This is a genomic window from Agromyces chromiiresistens (assembly GCF_029167465.1).
Classification (GTDB): Bacteria; Actinomycetota; Actinomycetes; order Actinomycetales; family Microbacteriaceae; genus Agromyces; species Agromyces chromiiresistens.
Genome location: NZ_JARFNL010000004.1, coordinates 459,939 through 477,883, shown reverse-complemented (window position 1 = coordinate 477,883; position 17,945 = coordinate 459,939). Strand labels below are relative to the sequence as shown.

General features: G+C 67.6%; 20 protein-coding genes. 4 read left to right on the top strand and 16 right to left on the bottom strand.

All coding sequences use genetic code 11. The annotated features are described in order from the left end of the window. Positions 1-23 precede the first annotated feature (23 nt). The 9 genes from PX701_RS09615 to PX701_RS09575 all read right to left on the bottom strand — a co-directional run bounded on the left by PX701_RS09615 (position 24) and on the right by PX701_RS09575 (position 9,087). Entirely contained in the window at positions 24-917 is an 894-nt protein-coding gene (locus tag PX701_RS09615) for a type II secretion system F family protein (protein ID WP_275506154.1), read from the bottom strand. Continuing rightward, positions 917-1,873 carry a type II secretion system F family protein gene (locus PX701_RS09610; RefSeq protein WP_275506153.1) on the bottom strand — a complete coding sequence of 319 codons (957 nt, stop codon included), beginning with the start codon at positions 1,871-1,873 and terminating at the stop codon, positions 917-919. Before PX701_RS09610 ends, PX701_RS09615 begins: the two co-directional genes overlap by 1 nt. After that, positions 1,870-3,417, bottom strand: a complete 1,548-nt coding sequence (locus PX701_RS09605) for a TadA family conjugal transfer-associated ATPase (RefSeq protein WP_275506152.1) — start codon at positions 3,415-3,417, stop codon at positions 1,870-1,872. Before PX701_RS09605 ends, PX701_RS09610 begins: the two co-directional genes overlap by 4 nt. Continuing rightward, a complete protein-coding gene (locus PX701_RS09600; protein ID WP_275506151.1) occupies positions 3,404-4,741 on the bottom strand; it encodes a CpaE/TadZ family protein in 1,338 nt (445 codons plus the stop codon). Before PX701_RS09600 ends, PX701_RS09605 begins: the two co-directional genes overlap by 14 nt. Continuing rightward, positions 4,741-5,502 carry a Flp pilus assembly protein CpaB gene (gene cpaB / locus PX701_RS09595; protein ID WP_275506150.1) on the bottom strand — a complete coding sequence of 254 codons (762 nt, stop codon included), beginning with the start codon at positions 5,500-5,502 and terminating at the stop codon, positions 4,741-4,743. Before cpaB ends, PX701_RS09600 begins: the two co-directional genes overlap by 1 nt. 24 nt (positions 5,503-5,526) lie before the next feature. Next, positions 5,527-6,570 (bottom strand): TadE/TadG family type IV pilus assembly protein, encoded by a 1,044-nt coding sequence (locus PX701_RS09590; protein ID WP_275506149.1) that lies wholly within the window; start codon positions 6,568-6,570, stop codon positions 5,527-5,529. Then, a complete protein-coding gene (locus PX701_RS09585; RefSeq protein ID WP_275506148.1) occupies positions 6,567-6,965 on the bottom strand; it encodes a TadE/TadG family type IV pilus assembly protein in 399 nt (132 codons plus the stop codon). The genes PX701_RS09590 and PX701_RS09585 overlap by 4 nt, the downstream gene beginning before the upstream one ends. Before the next feature lie 73 nt (positions 6,966-7,038). After that, on the bottom strand, positions 7,039-7,239 hold the full coding sequence (locus PX701_RS09580; RefSeq protein ID WP_275506147.1) for a Flp family type IVb pilin: 201 nt from the start codon (positions 7,237-7,239) through the stop codon (positions 7,039-7,041). Positions 7,240-7,533: 294 nt separating this feature from the next. Next, complete coding sequence (locus PX701_RS09575) at positions 7,534-9,087, bottom strand: hypothetical protein (protein WP_275506146.1); 1,554 nt, start codon at positions 9,085-9,087, stop codon at positions 7,534-7,536. A gap of 148 nt (positions 9,088-9,235) precedes the next feature. Between PX701_RS09575 and PX701_RS09570 the strand changes: the two genes are divergently transcribed. After that, complete coding sequence (locus PX701_RS09570; RefSeq protein ID WP_275506145.1) at positions 9,236-10,045, top strand: NYN domain-containing protein; 810 nt, start codon at positions 9,236-9,238, stop codon at positions 10,043-10,045. Positions 10,046-10,298: 253 nt separating this feature from the next. On the opposite strand, the gene PX701_RS09565 is transcribed toward PX701_RS09570, so the two are convergent. Together PX701_RS09565 and PX701_RS09560 are read right to left on the bottom strand one after the other, a co-directional pair. Further along, positions 10,299-10,712 carry a VOC family protein gene (locus PX701_RS09565; protein ID WP_231428807.1) on the bottom strand — a complete coding sequence of 138 codons (414 nt, stop codon included), beginning with the start codon at positions 10,710-10,712 and terminating at the stop codon, positions 10,299-10,301. Positions 10,713-10,755: 43 nt separating this feature from the next. Continuing rightward, a complete protein-coding gene (locus PX701_RS09560; protein ID WP_275506144.1) occupies positions 10,756-11,406 on the bottom strand; it encodes a prepilin peptidase in 651 nt (216 codons plus the stop codon). Between the two features lie 137 nt (positions 11,407-11,543). Between PX701_RS09560 and PX701_RS09555 the strand changes: the two genes are divergently transcribed. Beyond that, positions 11,544-12,371 carry a hypothetical protein gene (locus tag PX701_RS09555; RefSeq protein ID WP_231428809.1) on the top strand — a complete coding sequence of 276 codons (828 nt, stop codon included), beginning with the start codon at positions 11,544-11,546 and terminating at the stop codon, positions 12,369-12,371. Positions 12,372-12,395: 24 nt separating this feature from the next. Further along, complete coding sequence (locus tag PX701_RS09550; RefSeq protein WP_231428810.1) at positions 12,396-13,448, top strand: glycoside hydrolase family 25 protein; 1,053 nt, start codon at positions 12,396-12,398, stop codon at positions 13,446-13,448. Between the two features lie 12 nt (positions 13,449-13,460). On the opposite strand, the gene PX701_RS09545 is transcribed toward PX701_RS09550, so the two are convergent. Beyond that, the gene (locus tag PX701_RS09545) at positions 13,461-13,778 is read right to left on the bottom strand and encodes a hypothetical protein (protein WP_231428811.1); all 318 of its coding nucleotides are present in this window, start codon (positions 13,776-13,778) and stop codon (positions 13,461-13,463) included. Positions 13,779-13,846: 68 nt separating this feature from the next. Further along, positions 13,847-14,125 (bottom strand): hypothetical protein, encoded by a 279-nt coding sequence (locus PX701_RS09540; RefSeq protein WP_231428812.1) that lies wholly within the window; start codon positions 14,123-14,125, stop codon positions 13,847-13,849. Positions 14,126-14,334: 209 nt separating this feature from the next. On the opposite strand from PX701_RS09540, the gene PX701_RS09535 reads away from it, so the two are divergent. Then, entirely contained in the window at positions 14,335-14,517 is a 183-nt protein-coding gene (locus PX701_RS09535) for a hypothetical protein (RefSeq protein WP_231428813.1), read from the top strand. A 71-nt stretch (positions 14,518-14,588) separates the two neighbouring features. On the opposite strand, the gene PX701_RS09530 is transcribed toward PX701_RS09535, so the two are convergent. The 3 genes from PX701_RS09530 to PX701_RS09520 form a co-directional block, all read right to left on the bottom strand. Next, entirely contained in the window at positions 14,589-16,025 is a 1,437-nt protein-coding gene (locus PX701_RS09530) for an FAD-dependent oxidoreductase (protein ID WP_376930804.1), read from the bottom strand. Positions 16,026-16,029: 4 nt separating this feature from the next. Continuing rightward, complete coding sequence (locus tag PX701_RS09525; protein ID WP_275506142.1) at positions 16,030-17,151, bottom strand: polyprenyl synthetase family protein; 1,122 nt, start codon at positions 17,149-17,151, stop codon at positions 16,030-16,032. Positions 17,152-17,224: 73 nt separating this feature from the next. Continuing rightward, complete coding sequence (locus tag PX701_RS09520; RefSeq protein ID WP_231428816.1) at positions 17,225-17,932, bottom strand: class I SAM-dependent methyltransferase; 708 nt, start codon at positions 17,930-17,932, stop codon at positions 17,225-17,227. Between the last annotated feature and the right edge of the window lie 13 nt (positions 17,933-17,945).

Genomic DNA, 17,945 nt, shown 5'->3' with positions numbered 1-17,945 from the left:
GGGGTCAGCCTATCGAGGTGGCCTCAGTTGGCGACGCCGCCGATGCCGCTGCCGAACGAACTCATCATGTTGATCGCCGCCGGGGTGAGCAGCACGATGAAGAGCACGGGCAGCAGGCAGAACACGAGCGGGAAGAGGATCTTCACGCTGACCTTCATGGCCTGCTCCTCGGCGCGCTGCTTGCGCTTGAGTCGCATCTCGCTCGACTGCACGCGCAGCACGTCGCCGATCGAGACCCCGTACTGGTCGGCCTGGATGACGGCGCGGATGAATCGGCGGAGGTCCTCGACGTTCGTGCGGCGCTCGAGCTCCATGAACGAGTCGCGGCGGGTGCGGCCGATCGACATGTCCTGCAGCACGCGGATGAGTTCTTCCGCGAGCGGGCCCTTGCCGTTGCGGGCGGCCTTCGCCATCGCGGCGTCGAAGCCGAGACCGGCCTCGACGGCGATCGTCATCTGGTCGAGGACGTCGGGCAGAGCCAGTTGCATCGCCTTCTGCCGATCATGGGCGCGGCTGTTGATCATCACATCGGGCAGGAAGAAGAGCAGGATGGCTGCGGCGATGCCGAGGAGCACCTTCCACGGCTGCATCCCGCCGTTGAGGGCGAACATCGAGCCGAAGACGATTCCGAGGACGCCGAGCACGATCTTCCACACGACGATGCCGTTGAGCGACCACCCGCTCGGGCGTCCGGCGAAGACGAGCTGCCGCTCGAGCCATGCGATGTACCCGCTGGGCGCGGCCGAGATGAGCGAAGCGCTGATCGAGCCCTGCTGCACCGGGCCGAGCGTGGGGTGCTCCTCCACCGCGGGATCGGTTGCTGGGCGTCGTTCCGGAAAGAGCAGGAACACGAAGACGCCGAACGCGATCGCGGTGACGCCGATGAGCACGTAGACGAGTACGGTCGAGATCTCCATCAGAACTTCACCCTTACCGTGAACGCCGTCCAGATCGAACCGACGATGAGCAGGATCACGGCGACGACGAGTCCGATGATGCCGAGCGGGTGCGTGAAGAAGGTGCTGAAGTAGGTCGGCTGCACGATCAGGAGGAAGAGGAAGACGACGATCGGCAGCGCCACGAGGACGATTGCGGAGAGCCGCCCCTCAGCACTCAGTGCGCGCACCTGACGGCGGATCTCGTTGCGGTCTCGGATGGTCTTACCGACCTGGTCGAGCACTTCGGCGAGGTTTCCACCGGTCTCCTGGTTGATCGCGATGGCCTGCGCCACCCACTCGAAGTCGTCGCTCTTCATGCGGTCCGCCGTGGTGTGCAAGGAGTCGGCGAGGTTGCGACCGAGACGCACCTCATTGACGACCCGCGCGAGCTCTTCGCTCGTCGGTGCGTCTGCTTCACTCGCGACCGCGCCGATGCTGCGGTTGAGTCCGTGACCGGCACGGAGGCTTCCGGCGATCAGCTGCACGGTGTCGTCGACCTGGTCGGCGAATCGCCCTCTCCGCTTGGACGTCCGGCTCGAGATGATCAACTTCGCCACGAACGGCGTCAGCATTGCGAACAGGATCGCCCACAGAAACCACGTGCCGTTGGCGAAGCCGAGCAGCACGCCGATGAGCGCCGCGACGCTGGCGCCGGAGGCGACGAGTACGACGAAGCTCGACGGATCGGACTTGATCCCGGCGAGTTCGAGCTCCTCTTGGCCGAACATGCGGGTCTTGCGCTTCGAACCGGCCGCCTCGATGGCGGCCGTCGTCCGCTGGGTGAGTTTGGTGATGCCCGACACATGTTCGACGCCCGGTGCGAGTCGCCGGTCACGTGCGACGCGTGGCGCCGGCGGTGCGATGACGAAGAGGATGAGCACGAGCAGCGCGAGGAGCCCGATGCCGATGCCGAGTCCGAGCACGAGCGGGTTCATCGCAGCTCTCCGAGCATCTCGCTGAGGTCGGGCTGGAACAGCGAGATCGGCAGCGCGATCCCGTAGTCCGCGATACGTTCGGCGAACCGCGGGCGAACCCCGGTCGGCTCGATTCTGCCGAGCAGGCGCCCGTTCTCGTCGAATCCCGCCGAGTAGTCGAACGTGAACGCGTCCTGCAGGGTGATGATGTCGCCCTCCATGCCGTGCACCTCGGTGATGTGGGTGATGCGACGCACGCCGTCCTTGTGGCGGCCGATCTGCACGATGATGTCGATGGCCGAGGCGATCTGCTCGCGAATGGCACGCAGGGGCAGGTCCATGCCCGCCATGAGCACGAGCGTCTCCATGCGAGAGACCGCGTCGCGCGGAGAGTTCGCGTGCAGGGTGGAGATCGATCCCTCGTGGCCGGTGTTCATGGCCTGCAGCATGTCGAGCGATTCGGCGCCGCGCACCTCGCCGACGACGATGCGGTCGGGTCGCATGCGCAGGGAGTTGCGCACGAGGTCGCGGATCGTGATCTCGCCGCGCCCTTCGATGTTCGCCGGCCGCGACTCGAGACGAACGACGTGCTCCTGCTGCAGTTGGAGTTCGACGGCGTCTTCGATGGTGATGATGCGCTCGTCACCCGGGATGAACGCGGAGAGCACATTCAGAAGGGTCGTCTTACCGGTGCCCGTACCGCCCGAGACGAGGATGTTCATCTTCGCGCGCACGGCCGCATCGAGCACGGTCGCGACCTCGCGAGTCATGCTTCCGAAGCCGATGAGGTCGTTGACGGTGTACGGCGTACCTGCGAACTTTCGGATCGTGAGCGAGGCACCGTCGACGGCGAGCGGCGGGATGATCGCGTTCACGCGCGACCCGTCTTCGAGTCGCGCATCGACGAGCGGCGACGACTCGTCGATGCGGCGACCGACCTTCGCGACGATCCGCTCGATGACGCGACGCAGCTGCGGTTCGCCGGTGAAGCGGTGCGGGGTCTCCTGCAGTCGGCCGTTGCGCTCGACGTAGAGCCGGTCGAAGCGGTTGACCATGATCTCGCTGACACTCGGGTCGGCAAGCAGCGGTTCGAGCGGCCCGTAGCCGAGCACGTCCGCGCCGATGTCGTCGATGAGCCGGTTGCGCTCGGCGGTCGACAACGCGAGCTGTTCGCCTGCGACGATGTCGGCGAGCTCGGCCCGCGCGAGCAGGTGCAGCTGCTCCTCGGTCAGCGAGGCGTCGTTCATTCGCGAGCCGATGCGGCCGAAGAGCTCTTCAGCCGCCTTCTCCTTCACCGCGGCGAGCGGGTCGGCCGAAGCGGCGGGTCTCGGCTGCGGCGATCGCGGCTGCGGCGGTCTCGGCGCGGCCGGCGGCTGGAAGAGGGACGGTGCGACGGTCGGCGCCGAGTCGAGCGGTTCGGCGGGTGCCACCGGGTCGAGCGCCGTGGGTGACGTGTTCGCGTCATCCGGCACCGTCGGTTCGCGGGGCACAGCCTGGGCTGCCGGGACGAAGGGCGCCTCGCCCTGCTGAGCGCGAAGCGCGTTCAGCCGATCATTCAGGTTCATTCGATCGCCGCCTTCTCTGGATCTTGCTGCGCTTCGGGAACGCGTCGGGCGCAATGCGAAGCACGATCGATCGGATCGCCTTCGCTGCAGGGTCGCGCACGTCGTCGTGGATGAGGGGAACTCCGCGGTTCGAGGCGAGCAGCACCGCCGACGACTTCGGAACCTCGATGTCGATGGGCGCGCCGATGATGTTCTCGACGTCCTTGATCGTGAGGCCGCTGTTCTTGTCGGTCTGGTTGACGACCACGTGCCGATTGCCCGGCATGAGGCCCAGCTTCGACAGAAGCTCGAACTCGGTGCGCATGGCCCGCAGGCTCGGCACTCCCATGTTCGTGACGAACACCGCATCGGTGACGTGCTCGAGCGTGACGAGCGTGTGCTCGCCGAGACCCGGCGTGGTGTCGATGATCACGTAGCGGAACGTCGAGCGGAGCCGATCGATGAGTTGTGCGAGGGCGGCCGGCGGAACCTGGTCACCGAGTTCGGGCGACGTCGCGCTCGCCACCACGAAGAACCCGTCGTCGTGGTGGGTGAGCGTCGTCTTCAGCACCAACTCGTCGGCCGCGGCGTCGGCGACCGCATCGACGATGGTCCGGTCGGGCGAGAGTGCGAGGGCGGCGGTGATATCGCCGAACTGCAGGTCGGCGTCGACGAGCACGACCGAGTTCGGAGCGACCTCGGCGAGCCCGGTCGCCAGATTGATCGCGATCGTCGTCTTGCCCTGTCCGCCCTTCGGCGCGACGACGGCGATGGCCTCAGTCGGAACGCCCGCCTCGATCGGCGGAAACTCCCATTCGGGCACCTCGGGCTCGGGTTCGGGCTCGGGTTCGCTCGTCGACGAGAGAGCGTCTGTTGCAGCGTCCGTCTCGAAACCTGCGTCGATCCCGCCGAGGATCTCCTCGTCGAGTTCGAGTGCCAACGGCGCATCGAAATCGTGCTCCCCCGCCCGCCCGTTGGCGATGAGCCATCCGGCCAGTCGCTCAAGAAGCCCCACGGTCGTGTCGTCGCTCGCGTCGGGGCTCAGCACCGCATGCAGTTCGAGCTCGTCGACCCAGTCTTCGAGGTCGGAGCGCTGCTCGCGCACGACGATGAGGCCGAGGTCGCGGTGCTTCGCGGTGAGCGCTTCGACGAGTCCCTTCGTCTCCTCGTAGTTGAGCACAGGCCCGAGCAGGGCGATGCGAGGCTGCTCGGGCACCCGGCTGACGACCGCGTCGGGTCCGAACGTCAGGAACTCGCCCGGGATGACGGCGAGCCGCTCGCCGAGAAGAGTCCGAAGACGGGTCTCGTACTCGGCGGAGCGGCTGACCAAGACGTAGGCGGTCACTAGAACGCGTTACTTCCAGTCACGGGCGCGGTGCCGCTGTTGTCAGTCTCGGCATTCTGGAGGGTGAGCCACATGTTGGCGTAGCCGCCGGCCTCGCCCTCCGTGAACCAGACCCATCGTTCGATGTCGTGGGCAGACAGGGCGATCGTGACCATGATCGCATCACCGGCGCCCTGCTCGGTCTGCTGTTCGGTGTCGGTGTTGCTGTCAGCGAGCACCGCTCCTTGCACGTTCGTGACGAGCACATCGTGGAAGGCGAAACTCGTCACCGGGTTGATGACATCGTCTTCATCGCCGACCTCGTCGGGATCGACCGTTCCGACGAGACCGATCTTGTCACCGGCGCGCACCTGCCCGCCGACGACGCGATCGGCCGGCAAGGTGAACGACACCAGCTGCATGCCTTCTGGAATGCTGACGTCACCCCGCGCGGCGAGGTCGGCCGGATCGATGAACCGACCGAGCAGCAACTGCTCGCCGGGCAGGATCTCGGCGTCGGCGACCAGGCCGGCGATCTCCTCGAGGTCCGTCACGCTGTCCTCGGGCACGTTGCGCTTCGGCATGGTGTCGAGCTTGACGTGGTCGGCGACCGACTCACCAGGAGTCCCCTTGGCGATCGTCTCCTGCACGATGTACACGTCGGTGAGCTCAGCACCTTCAGCCGCGCGAGCGTCGGCACCGCGCACGTAACCGACGAGCAGCACTGCGCCGATCGCGGCGAGGAGGAGGGCGACGATCGCGCCGATGATTCGGGTCTTCATAGGGTTCGGGTCCTTGCCGTTCGGTTAGTTGATAAGCCGAGCCACTTTGAGGCCGCCGTTCGGACCACCTTCTCCGAGTTCGAAGTCCTCTCCGATTGCGACAAAACGCTCGAAGTAGCCTTGAACCCCGAATTCGCCACCCTTGAATCCCGGTGAATTTGACTCGCCCGGAAGGTAGCAATCCGACCCTGTCTTCACACCCGGTGCAAGACACTTTCCACTGGCGATGTGGTAACCGGTGACATAGAAGGCCGCGAAGCGGCTGATGTTATACGCCCCACTGCTTCCGGTCCCATCGGGAACCCACGAGTCATAGATCGGGATGAGCACAGTCGTGCCGATCACGTCCGCGAGGTAGTCGTCCGGACATCCGCCAGCCTTGGTATCGGATTTCCCTGGCACGCCCGGCTCGGGCACGCCGATCTCGACGTTGACCTTGCAGTCTGCGTCTCCATCGCCGTCGATGTCCTCGCCTTCGAGCCACCCAAATCCGCCAGGATACCCGGGCCCGCAATCCTCCGGCTTCTTTCCGCCCTTGCCAGGCCCGATAAGTAGCAGGATGAAGGGGTCGCCCTGTTCCTCGGCCTCTGGGTCGAAGTGCTTCGTGAGCTCGCACTGGGCGATGGCGAGAGGGATGGTTGCCCCCGCTTCGGGCGACCCCCATTCAGCCGTTGCCGCCGCACTTACCTTCGTGGTGTCGGTGCCGGTGATAAGAGACGCGAGGAAATGCGGGAAATCTGCTTGCGCGCCGATCGTAACCGTCCGGTTCCCCACGTCGAGGCCGACGTTTGGCGCACCGTCTACAGCGATGCCGGCGTTTCCATCGATGAACCTTTGCGCGTCGGCGCTGGCGGACCCGGTGCAGACGACAGAATCGTGAGCGCATGCCGAAGCGACGCCGAGTGCCGCGGCGTCTGCGCCATGTTGAAGTTGAGCGTGTTCTGCGTGCTGTGCCCCCACGTCGAGGGCGATCGCCCCGAACGCGAGCATCGGTACCGCAAGGAACGCAATCAACACCGCGTTTGCGCCTCGCTCATCGCCAACAAGCCGGCCGCTCTGCCGTTTCACCCGCCGCATGGCATCTCACCAACCGCCGTAAGCTCTATCGGCGAACCGAGAGCCGAACTGAACCATTCTGAAATGGAGCCAGGCGACACCGACACTGTCGCTGTCGCGGACCCCCCATCCTCGCAATCGACCACCACATCGACCGTGGCAGACGACCACTGGAACAAGCCCGGGATCGCCGTCGCCTGATCCTTGGCATCGTCGACCGAGAAATCGTCGTCGCGAGCGTGAATCGCCGCATACCTGGCGGCAACACGGGCACCGTCGGAAATCGTCGCCTGGATGTTCCAGAGTCGCGAGAACTCGATCACGGTGAGGAGCAGCATGATGACAAGCGGGAACACGAGCGCGAACTCGACCGCCGCGGCTCCCCGTTCTCCGTTGCGCCTACGCATCTCCACCCTCAACCGCCAGTGGGGGTTCGGGAACACTGCATGCACCCGAACCCCACGTTGCCTCTGCGACGACTTAGCCGACGCCCTGGGAGTTCATCCAGCTGCCGATCTGGGAGACGTAGCTGTTGAGGATCGGCGTGAGCGCGACGGCCGCGATGACGAGTGCGATGGCGACGAGACCGAGCACGAGCGCGTACTCGGTCGCGGTGGCGCCCTCTTCTTCGGAACGGAGCGAGTTGATCCGCGCCTGCAGCGCGGCGTATGCCTTGAGCATGAGGATTCCTTCGGGTAGGAGGGAGTACGTCACCACCCCGAAGGATGGCTGTCCCGCATGTGGGTTCATGCAGTGGATCGAAGGTATCCATCGCCTCACAGGTGACCTATGCCCCACTTTGGGGGTAGCCCCACGCCTATGGCGCAACGGATGCCGCAAATACGCCTGTCGACGCGCAACATGCGCCCACGCGTCCCCCGGTCTGGGGGTACACCCCCCACAGGAATTGGGGTACAGACGTACCCTGCAATCGGGGTACGTTCGTCCCCCGAAACGATGACGCAGCCCGGGGGCTCAACCCCGCACCCAGAGCGTGAATCCGCGTTCAGAGGCGACCCGATGCCATCCCATGTCTGCGTCGAGTGCTGCGGCGAGCCGTTCACTCATCTCGTTGGACGGCAGGATGACGCACCCCGTCGCGTCGGGGAGCGGATCCTCCGTCCAGAGGATCCGGAGGTACTCGAGGAGGTGCTCTCTCCCGTAGAAGTCGGCGCGGCCATCGATCCACACCTCCGCATCAGGTCGCAGGAGGATGACGGGCCCGGCGATCGGATCGGCGGACCAGACCTTGCACCCCTTGGGGAGCTGTCGGATGACGTCGACCTCGGGCGGGGTCGCTCCCGGTGCGGTGTTCAGGACGACGACGGGAGTCGCCATGACCATCAGGCCGGCGATGATCACCGTCCAGAAGCGGCCTGACGTGTACTCGACGACCTTCGGACGCGAGAGGAACCGGTGGCCTGGATCTCCTTGGAGGCGATGCAGTCGATCGATCAAACCGGTGGCAACGCACCCGGCGACCGGAAGGAGCACGAGGAGGCCCGAGAGCGTGAAGCGCAGCGAGTCGAGGCCGAGCACGACGGCGGGGACGCCGAATGCGACCAAGGGCGCGGCGATTCGCGTTCTCGGGTCGAATCGTCCGTCGCGGCGGACGAGCCGCACCGTCCAGATCAGCGCGCCAGCTGCGACGAGGATGGCGACGATGGCGAACGGAATGAACCGGAATCCCTGCAGCCGGAAGAGGTCGATGATCGAGAACCACTCGCTGACCAGTCCGCGGCACACCTCCGCGACCACGCGCGAGCGCTCGAGCGTGAGGCCGATGCCGTAGGGCGACCCAACGCACCCGAGGAACAGCCCGGCGGCACCGGCGGCGGCGAGGAACACGCGACGCACCGTCGTCATGCCGGGAGTCGCCCACCAGGCGACCGCCCACATCACGGCGATCACGGCGGCCATGAGCATGAACGACAGGTGCAGCCAGTTGCCGACGAGCGAGAGCACGAATCCGAACCCCGCGACGACCCCGACCGCGACCAGGCTGCTTCGCCGCTCGAGCTGCCGGCTCCACCACCAGGCGAACAGGACCGCGACGAACGTCAGCGACTGGACCACGACCGTTGCGCGTGGCGTGAACGCGGAGAATGCGAAAACGAGCACCGGCGTGAACCCGATCAACGTCGGGAATGCTCGCGCTCCTGCGAGTCGTGCCAGCAGCAGGGCCAGGGCGAAGAACACGGAGATCGACACGAACGCGACCCAGAACAATCCCCAGAATCCGCCGACCTGCCATCCGAGGCCGAGCACGATGTTCCAGACCGGAGAGTTCGGCACCCACTCACCGTCGGTCGCCCAGCTCCAGGTGTCGGGTCGGATGAACGGCGATCCCTCGAGACTCTCGATGCCGGCCCGAGCCGACCAATACTGATCGCGCTCCTGCGGCGACGCGGCTCGAACGGCGGCGACCATCGCAAGGACGACGTAGACCATCCACCAGCGGAACCGCTCCGTGGCGATGATCGATCGAAGACGAGCGGCACGCGTGGGGGCCTCGGAGCGGTCGGGCATCGGTAGGGCGTTCCTTCATCGATCGTCGTCCACAACGATCCGGTCAGCGACCGACGCGCAGTCGGACGGTCAATTCAGGTAACCCCGTCGATGGCGGACCAGCCAGTCCCATTTCGGGTGGCGCGTCGACCGCCACAGCGCGCGGGCGATGAACACACGCACGATCACACACTGCATCGAGTCGGCCACGCGTATCCCGTGCGCTCACTGCCATGCTTGTCCGATGGCAAACGGAACCGACCTGCTCGCCGTCCTCATCGACGCCGACAACGTACCCCCGTCGAAGATCGGTGCCGTCCTCGCCGAGGTCGCACGCCTCGGCACCGCCTCGGTGAAGCGGGTCTACGGCGACTGGACCAAGCCCAACTTGAGCAGTTGGAAGCCGGTCGCGAGCGAGCACGTCATCCAGCCGATGCAGCAGTTCGCCAATACGTCCGGGAAGAACGCGACCGACAGCGCGCTGATCATCGACGCGATGGACCTGCTCTACACGCGACGATTCCACGCCTTCTGCATCGTGTCGTCCGACAGCGACTTCACCCGGCTCGCGTCCCGGATTCGCGAAGACGGAGTTGCCGTCTACGGGTTCGGGGAGCGGAAGACGCCCGAGTCGCTCCGCAACGCATGCGATCGGTTCACCTACCTCGACGTGCTCGAGGAACCGGCGGCGGAGAAGGCGTCTGCGACGCTCGCACGCGTTCCGACGACGAAGCTGCGCAGCGACACGAAGCTCGTCTCCGGGCTGCGGTCCAGCGTCGCCTCCGCCTCTGGGGAGGACGGATGGGCGAACCTCTCCGCCGTGGGCAATCTGATGCGCAACCAGCAGCCCGATTTCGACCCGCGGAACTGGGGCTACGCGAAGCTCTCCGACCTCGTGCAAGCGACAGAGCTCTTCGTCATCGAGACAGCGCCAAGCGGTGTTATGCGGCTTCGCGCCAAGGGCAAGAACGGCAGCTGACCGCCCCCACCCCTCGAACGGGGAGTACCCCGGTCGATGCAAATGGGGGACACTCGATGCCAGGGTGCGTGTGGTTCCTTGGCAGGGCGGCGCCACCTCGGAGTTGCTCTCGTGGGTCGATGCCCGACAACGCGATCCCCTCGGGTTCAACTTCCGTTCTTCAGGTACGGCGACCGGCGCGAGGCTTCAGCTCTGCGCGAGCCGGAGGGCCTTCTCGGTGAAGGAGCCCACCTCGCCGTCGGCGCCTCGGCGCCTACGCCGTCGAGCCACCGGTCTGGTCGCGCAGCGCCAGCCACTCCTGAAGCTCGATCAGATTCCCTTCCGGGTCCTCGAGATACGCGACCCGCAACCGATCGCCCATCGGCCCCGGATCCCGGGTGAACACCGCACCTCGCGAGCTCAGTTCGGCGTGCGCGGCGTCGAGGTCCTCCACCCGCAGCACGACCAGCGCGCGATACCCCTCCGGCGCCGACCCCAACCGCCCGAGCACGCCGGCCACCTGCGCCCGGTCCTGCAACGCGATCGCAGCGTGACCGGAGTCGAAGCTGAGCTTCGCGTACGGACCGCTCTCGGCCTCGAACTGCGGCTCGAGCCCGAGCACGTCGCGATAGAAGCGGTAGGCGGCGGGGAAGTCGGACACCAACAGGCGTATCTGAGTGAGTTCCATATCGACCTTCTTAGCGCGGTTCCAGCCTCGATCACTCAGCCCCTCAGCCCGCCGCCAGCCACACCGCGACGAGCGCGCCCGCGAGCATCGACGGCCCGAACGGGATCGAACCCCGCAGCGTCACCCGCTTGAGCGCGAGCGCGATGAGCGAGATCACCCCGCCGATCACGAATGCGGCGAGCAGGGCGACGAGCCAGGCCGACAGGCCGAACCACCCGGCGACGAGGCCGATCACGAGGGCGAGCTTCACGTCGCCCATGCCCATCGCCGACGGCGAGATCAGGGCGAGCACGAAGTAGGCGGCGAACATCGCGGCGGCGCCGGCGAGCGCCCAGACGAGCCGCATCCACTCCCCCGTCGCCCACGTCGCAGGCACGAGCAGCACGCCCACCACGGCGAGCGCGGGGAACACGACCGCGTTCGGCAGCCGCTTCTCGGCGAGGTCGACGATCGCGAGCACCGTCGCGAACGCGGCGAACGCGACGAGCGCCGGCAGCAGCCACTCGAGGCCCACCCGCAGGGCGAGCAACCCGAACGTGACGGCGGCGGTCACGGCCGAGGCGACGCGGATCGTGCGCCGAGGCATCCGCCCGTGTTTCATCGAGTGCTCGGCCCACGCGGCCAGCGGCCACCAGCCCAGCACGAAACCGACGACCGCCAGAACGACCGAGAGGGATGTCTCGAGCAGGGGCATGCAGGCAGCGTAGCGCCCGCCGGGGCGGTGAACGGCGGCCTGTGCACAGCGGCGCTCCGTTCGGAGCACCCCGAACCGGTGCTGCCACGGATGCGGCGGCGAGCGTGCGATCGGACGATCGGCGCAGGGGTGTTCCCATGGCCACCGAAGCAGAGATCCACAGCTGGCTCGCCGACTACGAGCGCGACTGGGGCGGGTTGTGCCAGGCCCTCATGTGGCAGCTCGCGAACCGGTTCGGCACGATCGTCGACACGCCGACGCAGGCGATCGGCGCCTTCCGAACCGAACGCAGCGCCGAGCGCGTGCACGACGGCACGCCGCCGCCCGGTGCGTTCCTCTACTGGGACTGGCGCGAAGACGGCCATGTCGGGTTCATGATGAACGACGGCCGCGTGCTCATGGCGTCGCACTTCCTCACCGAGCAGTGGGTCGACCACCACGCCGGCTGGATCACGCTCGACGACTACAACGACCAGAACACGGAGGCGACGTATCTCGGCTGGTCGTGGCGGAACGGCGGCAACACGTGCCCGTTCCGCGATGAGAGCACCCCTGTGGCCGACGTGACGAAGTTCCGGCGCTTCCAGTCCGACGGCCAGTTCGCGGTTCGCACGGCGTTCCAGCGCTTCCCCTACGTGACGAATCCGCGCCAGGAGAACCTCGCGGCCGGCACCGGCGGCCTCGGTCTCTACAGCCTCACGCTGAACCTCTCGCTCGACGACTTCCCCGCTGACGCCCAGATCGAGGGGATGCTGGTGCTCGAGCCCACGGCGGGCGACACGTCGACCGGCTATCGATTCACCGTCGACGGGTCACCGACGGGCAGCGTCGAGGCCGCGATCCGCGCGAACGTGCTGGTCGAGTCGAACGCCTCGCTCTACCTCGAGCTGCGGCAGTCCGCCGGCCAACGCAACCCGCTGCTGACCTTCTGGGGCGCCGACGTGGCGAACCTGCCCGTCGAGTGAAATCACTGCACGGGGAGGACACTCATGACCTTCGGCATCGACATCTCGGGCAGCCAGAACCCGTTCGACTACGAGGGGGCGCGCGACGAGGGCGTCGAGTTCATCATCGTGAAGGCCTCGGGCTTCAACACCGGCGAGCTGTACGTCGCCGACTGCTACCACCAGCACGTCGACGGCGCTCGCGCCGCGGGCCTCGCCGTCGGCCACTACTACCTCGTCGGCGCAGGCGACCCGGTCAGGCAGGCCGACCACTTCGTCGACCACCTGCACGACTACGACCCCCACCACGACGTGCTCGCGCTCGACAACGAACCCCTCGACTCGAACCCGGTGTTCTGGTCGCAGGACCAGGCCTTCGCGTTCCTCGCGCGCGTGCAGGCCCGCACGGGGATCCCGTGGTCGCGGCTCTGGCTGTACTGCCCGGCGTCGCTCACTCGAGACCGCCGACCGTGGCACCGCATCACCGACAAGGGAATCCGCATCTGGTGGTCGGCGTACGGCGGGTTCCCGACGGGTCATTCACCCGATCACGTGCCAGCCCTCGACGGTTCGGTCGATCGCTGGGACGTGCACCAGTTCTCGAGCAAGTCGCGGGTCGCGGGCCTCGAGATCGACGGCAACAGCTCACCCACCACCGTCGAAACGCTCTTCGGCGGCCAGACCGAGGAGGCCGACGTGGCCAAGTTCACACGATTCCAGGACGACACCCCGATCCGTCTCGACGAGGATTGGCACCGCTGCACGTACAGCGCCAACCCGCGCCGGGACAACCTGGCCGCCGGCACCGGCGGTCTCGGGCTCTACAGCATGGTCGTCAACCTCTACTTCGACGACTTCCCCGCCGACGCCCAGGTCGAGGGCACGCTGCTGCTCGAGTTCACCGAGGGCGGCAGCTCGCCGGGCTACAAGTTCACCGTCGACGGTTCGAAGACCCACAAGGTCGAGGCCGCCATCCCGGCGAACGTCAGGATCGCGACGAACGCCACCCTGCACCTCGAGCTCCGCAAGACCGCCGGTGACGACGGCCCGCTGCTCACCACGTGGGGCGTCGACGTCACGAACCTCACCGTGGAGTGAGGCGTCGGCACCTCACCCGCGCCGGCGCACCGCATTCGCGTAGACCCACACGTAGTTGTCGTGGCGGGTCGCGGGGTCGGGGTACTGCACGAGCACGGCGCCGCGCGTCCACGCGATCGCCGTACCCTCGACCTCGCGGGGCTCCTCGTACGCGACGCGATACCGGATCGTCGCCGTGACCGGCACCGCCTCGCGTGCGTCGTTGCGGCGACCCGTGCGACGCACCTCTGAGGTCGTGAGCGACACCGGTGCGCCACGCTTCGCCTGCGCGAGCAGGAGGTCGTCGGACCGCTCGTCGGCGCGCTCGGGGTAGCGCCGATTGGTGCCCATCTACGCCGCACCCGATCGACTCGTCGCGGGCACCACGTGAACGTCGCCGGTCGCCTGCACGTGGCCGTTCACGTGTAGGTCGCTTCGACGACCCAGCCGGAGGGCGCGAGGCGCAGGTCGAACACGAGCACATCGTCGCCGTCGGAACGGCCGGTGACCCGCCAGCCTGGAGCGAGCAGCACCTCGGCCGGCGGATGGCTGATGCCCGAGGGCCACTCGGGCTGGCGCGTGAGCGGCGTCGGGGTGTCGATGACCCGATACCTCGTGCCGTGATAGACGAGCCGCGCCGGCCGATCGGAGCCGTCGAGCCAGACGGCCACCGGTTCCGCCTCACTGAGCGTGAGCATCATGACCTCCTCACGAGTTCGAACAGATATTCGAAACTGTAAGCGAGATGTCTGCGACACGCCAAGACGTACGTTCGCCTGCGGCGCCTCGGGAACCTCGCGCAGCGAACGACGCCGCCCGCATCTCAGGGGCGATACTCAGGTGCCAGGTGGTGATCTCGGTGCTTGACTCGCATAGTCTGAGCAGACCCGTCACCGATGGAGGAGCCATGAGCGCATACGTCATCGCCCTTGTTTCGACCAGCGCGATCACCGCTGCGGGCGCCCTGGTCGCCCTCACCGCCGTGATGGGCCACCGTCGACGACTCGCCGCCCCGGCACGCGACCCCCGACTGCAGCAGGAGCTCGCCGAGGTCCAGCGGCAGATCGATCAGGGTCGACGCAGCTTCTGACCCATCGACGCGCGCCGGCGTTGCCCGACCGACGATAACGTGCGCGCGCCGCTCCTCGACCGACGGTGCGGCTACGCCACCTCGTCGCGCGACACGTCGACCATCTCGTCACGGGGCACGACCTTGACCCGCACGCGCTCCTCGGCCGCGCCGAGCGCCAGCTCGTGCTCGTCGAGGCGGTGCCAGCCGTCGAGATCGGTCCAGCGGATGCCGCGCGAGTCGAGCATCTCGATCACCGACTCCTCCGACGGCGACTCGGGGTGCCACCAATTTCCGAGGTCGTTGATGACGTGCTTGATGGTCTCCATCGCGTCCGACTTGGTGTGGCCGATGAGGCCGACGGGGCCGCGCTTGATCCAGCCGGTCGCGTACACGCCGTACATCTGGCGCGCCTCGCCCGTCTCCTTGTCGCGAATGAGCACCTGGCCCTCGTGGTTCGGGATGACGCCGAACTTCTTGTCGAACGGCACCCCCGGCAGCGGCGACCCGAAGTAGCCGACGGCGCGGTACACCGCCTGGATCGGCAGCTCGCGGATCTCGCCCGTGCCGACGACCCCGCCCGCGCCATCCGACTTCGTGCGCTCCCAACGGATCGCGCCGACCTTGCCCGTGCCGTCGTCGACGATCTCGAGCGGCTTCGCGAAGAAGTGCAGGTGCAGCCGGCGCGACGCCTGGCCGACCTCTCGCTGACGCCACTGGTTCAGCACCTTGTCGATGACGAAGACCTGCTTGTTGCCCGACACGGCGGCACGCGCGGCGTCGTCGTAGTCGAAGTCCTCGTCGTAGACGATCATGTCGACGTCGCGCAGCTCGCCGAGCTCGCGCAGCTCGAGCGGCGTGAACTTCACCGACGTCGGGCCGCGACGGCCGAACACGTGCACGTCGGTCAGGGGCGAGGCGGCGAGGCCAGCGGCGACGTTCGCGGGGATCTCGGTCACCATGAGGTCTTCGACGTGCTTCGCCAGCATGCGCGACACGTCGAGCGCCACGTTGCCGTTGCCGATCACGGCCACCTCGCGCGCCTCGAGCGGCCACGTGCGCGGCACGTCGGGGTGCCCGTCGAACCAGCTCACGAAGTCGGCCGCACCGTACGAGCCCTCGAGGTCGATGCCCGGAAGGTTCAGGGACGCGTCGCGCACCGCACCGGTCGCGAAGATGACCGCGTTGTAGTGGTGCTTGAGGTCGTCGAGGGTGATGTCCTCGCCGAAGCGCACGTTGCCGAAGATGCGGATGTCGCCACGGTCGAGCACCTCGCGAAGCGCCGTGATGATGCCCTTGATGCGCGGGTGGTCGGGCGCGACGCCATAGCGCACGAGACCGTACGGGGCCGGCAGGTGGTCGAACAGGTCGATCGAGACGTCGAAGTTGCGCTCGGCCTTCAGCAGGATGTCGGCGGCGTAGATGCCGGCGGGGCCGGCACCGACGATCGCCAGTCGCAGCTTGTTCCTCGTCACGTCTCTCCTCGTAGGTCTGTCGATGCCGCTCCAGCCGATCGGCCGCGACGGCATCGGTCTAACTCTGCCGGTCGACGACCGTCTCGGCGAACCTCGTCAGTGCCTTCTTCACGCTGCCGTCGGGCAGCGGGGCCAGCGCCGCGACCGCCTCGTGCGCCCAGCGGTGCGCCTCGGCGAGCGTCGCCTTCGTCGCCTCGTGCTCGCGCAGCTCGGCGACGATCGCGTCGACCGTCGCGCGCGACGGCACGATGCGCGAGGCCATGGTGTTCGTGTCGAGCGCGTCGCCGAGTTCGGCGGGCTTCGCCGGCAGCACGTCGCGCTCGATGCGGGCGTGGAGTTCGGCGGCCGAGGCATCCGTCTTCGCCATCTCCGCCAGCCGCAGCAGCGGCAGGGTGACGACCCCGGCGCGCAGGTCGGTGCCGGGCACCTTGCCCGTCTCTTCGGGCTGGGGCGACAGGTCGATGACGTCGTCGATGAGCTGGAAGGCGACGCCGACCTTCTCGCCGAACTCGATGATGGGCGCTTCGAATGCCGGGTCGGCGCCCGAGAAGACGATGCCCGACTGCGCGGCCGCCGCGATGAGCGAGCCCGTCTTGTCGGCGAGCACCCGGATGTAGTGCTCGATCGGGTCATCGGCGGGCGTCGGGCCGACGGTCTCGTGCAGCTGGCCCAGCACGAGCCGTTCGAACGTGTCGGCCTGCATCTTGATCGCCCGCTCGCCGAGGCTCGCCATGAGCTGGCTGGCACGTGCGAAGAGCAGGTCGCCCGTGAGGATCGCAACCGAGTTGCCCCACACCGAGTGGGCACTGGGTACGCCGCGACGCCGGTCGGAGTCGTCCATGACGTCGTCGTGGTACAGCGAGCCGAGGTGCGTGATCTCGATCGCCTCGGCGGCGGTCACGACGTCGTCGGTCACGCCGGCGCCGAGCTGCGCGGTCAGCAGGGTCAGCATGGGGCGGACCCGCTTGCCGCCCGCCTCGAGCAGGTACCGCGTCGAGACGTCGGCGATGGAGTCGGCGAACAGGACCTCGCGCACGAGACCCGCCTCGACGCGTTCGATGCCCTCGTCGATCGCTCGCGCCATGGCCTTGTCTGCGGCGGACGCGAAGACCCGCTCGCTCAGCCCGAGATTGGCGGCGAGCGCTGAGCCGCGACGTGCGACCGGGTGGCTCGGATTCACGCCTACCAGCCTACCGGTGCCGATATGCGGGCCCGTGTCACCGACGGCGAACGGATGCCTCGGGCTTCGCCGCTCAGGCGAGCGGCTTCGTCGCCCGGTGCAGTGCGACGACCCCCATCGTGAGGTTGCGCCACGCGACCTTGGTGTAGCCGGCCTCGCGGATCCAGCTCGCGAGGGCAGGCTGGTCGGGCCACGCCCTGATCGACTCGTTGAGGTACTCGTAGGCGGTGTCGTTCGAGCTCGAGAGCTTCACGAGCGGGGGCATCACGTAGCGCTGGTAGACGTCGTAGCCGAGTCGCACGAACGCGACCGGCGGGTGCGAGAACTCGCAGATCACGAGGCGGCCGCCGGGCTTCGTCACGCGGAAGAACTCGTCGAGCGCGCGCTTGGGCTCGTTGACGTTGCGCAGGCCGAACGAGATCGTGACGGCGTCGAACGAGGCGTCGTCGAACGGCAGCTTCGTCGCGTCGGCCTCGACGAACACCAGGTTCGGCACGTGCGCCTGACGGCTGCGGCCGACCTCGATCATGCCGGGCGAGAAGTCGGCGGCGACGACCGAGGCGCCCGACTTCGCGAGACTCGCGCTCGAGGTGCCCGTGCCGGCGGCGACGTCGAGGATGCGCTCGCCGGGCCTCGGGTCGACCGCGCGTGTCGTGGCGACCCGCCAGAGCGGGGCGTTGCCGACCGAGAGCACGTTGTTGGTGCGGTCGTACGCGGCGGCGACGCGATCGAACATCGCCGACACCTCGCGAGGGTCCTTGCCGAGGTCTGCGCGCGTCATCCCTCGAGTCTAC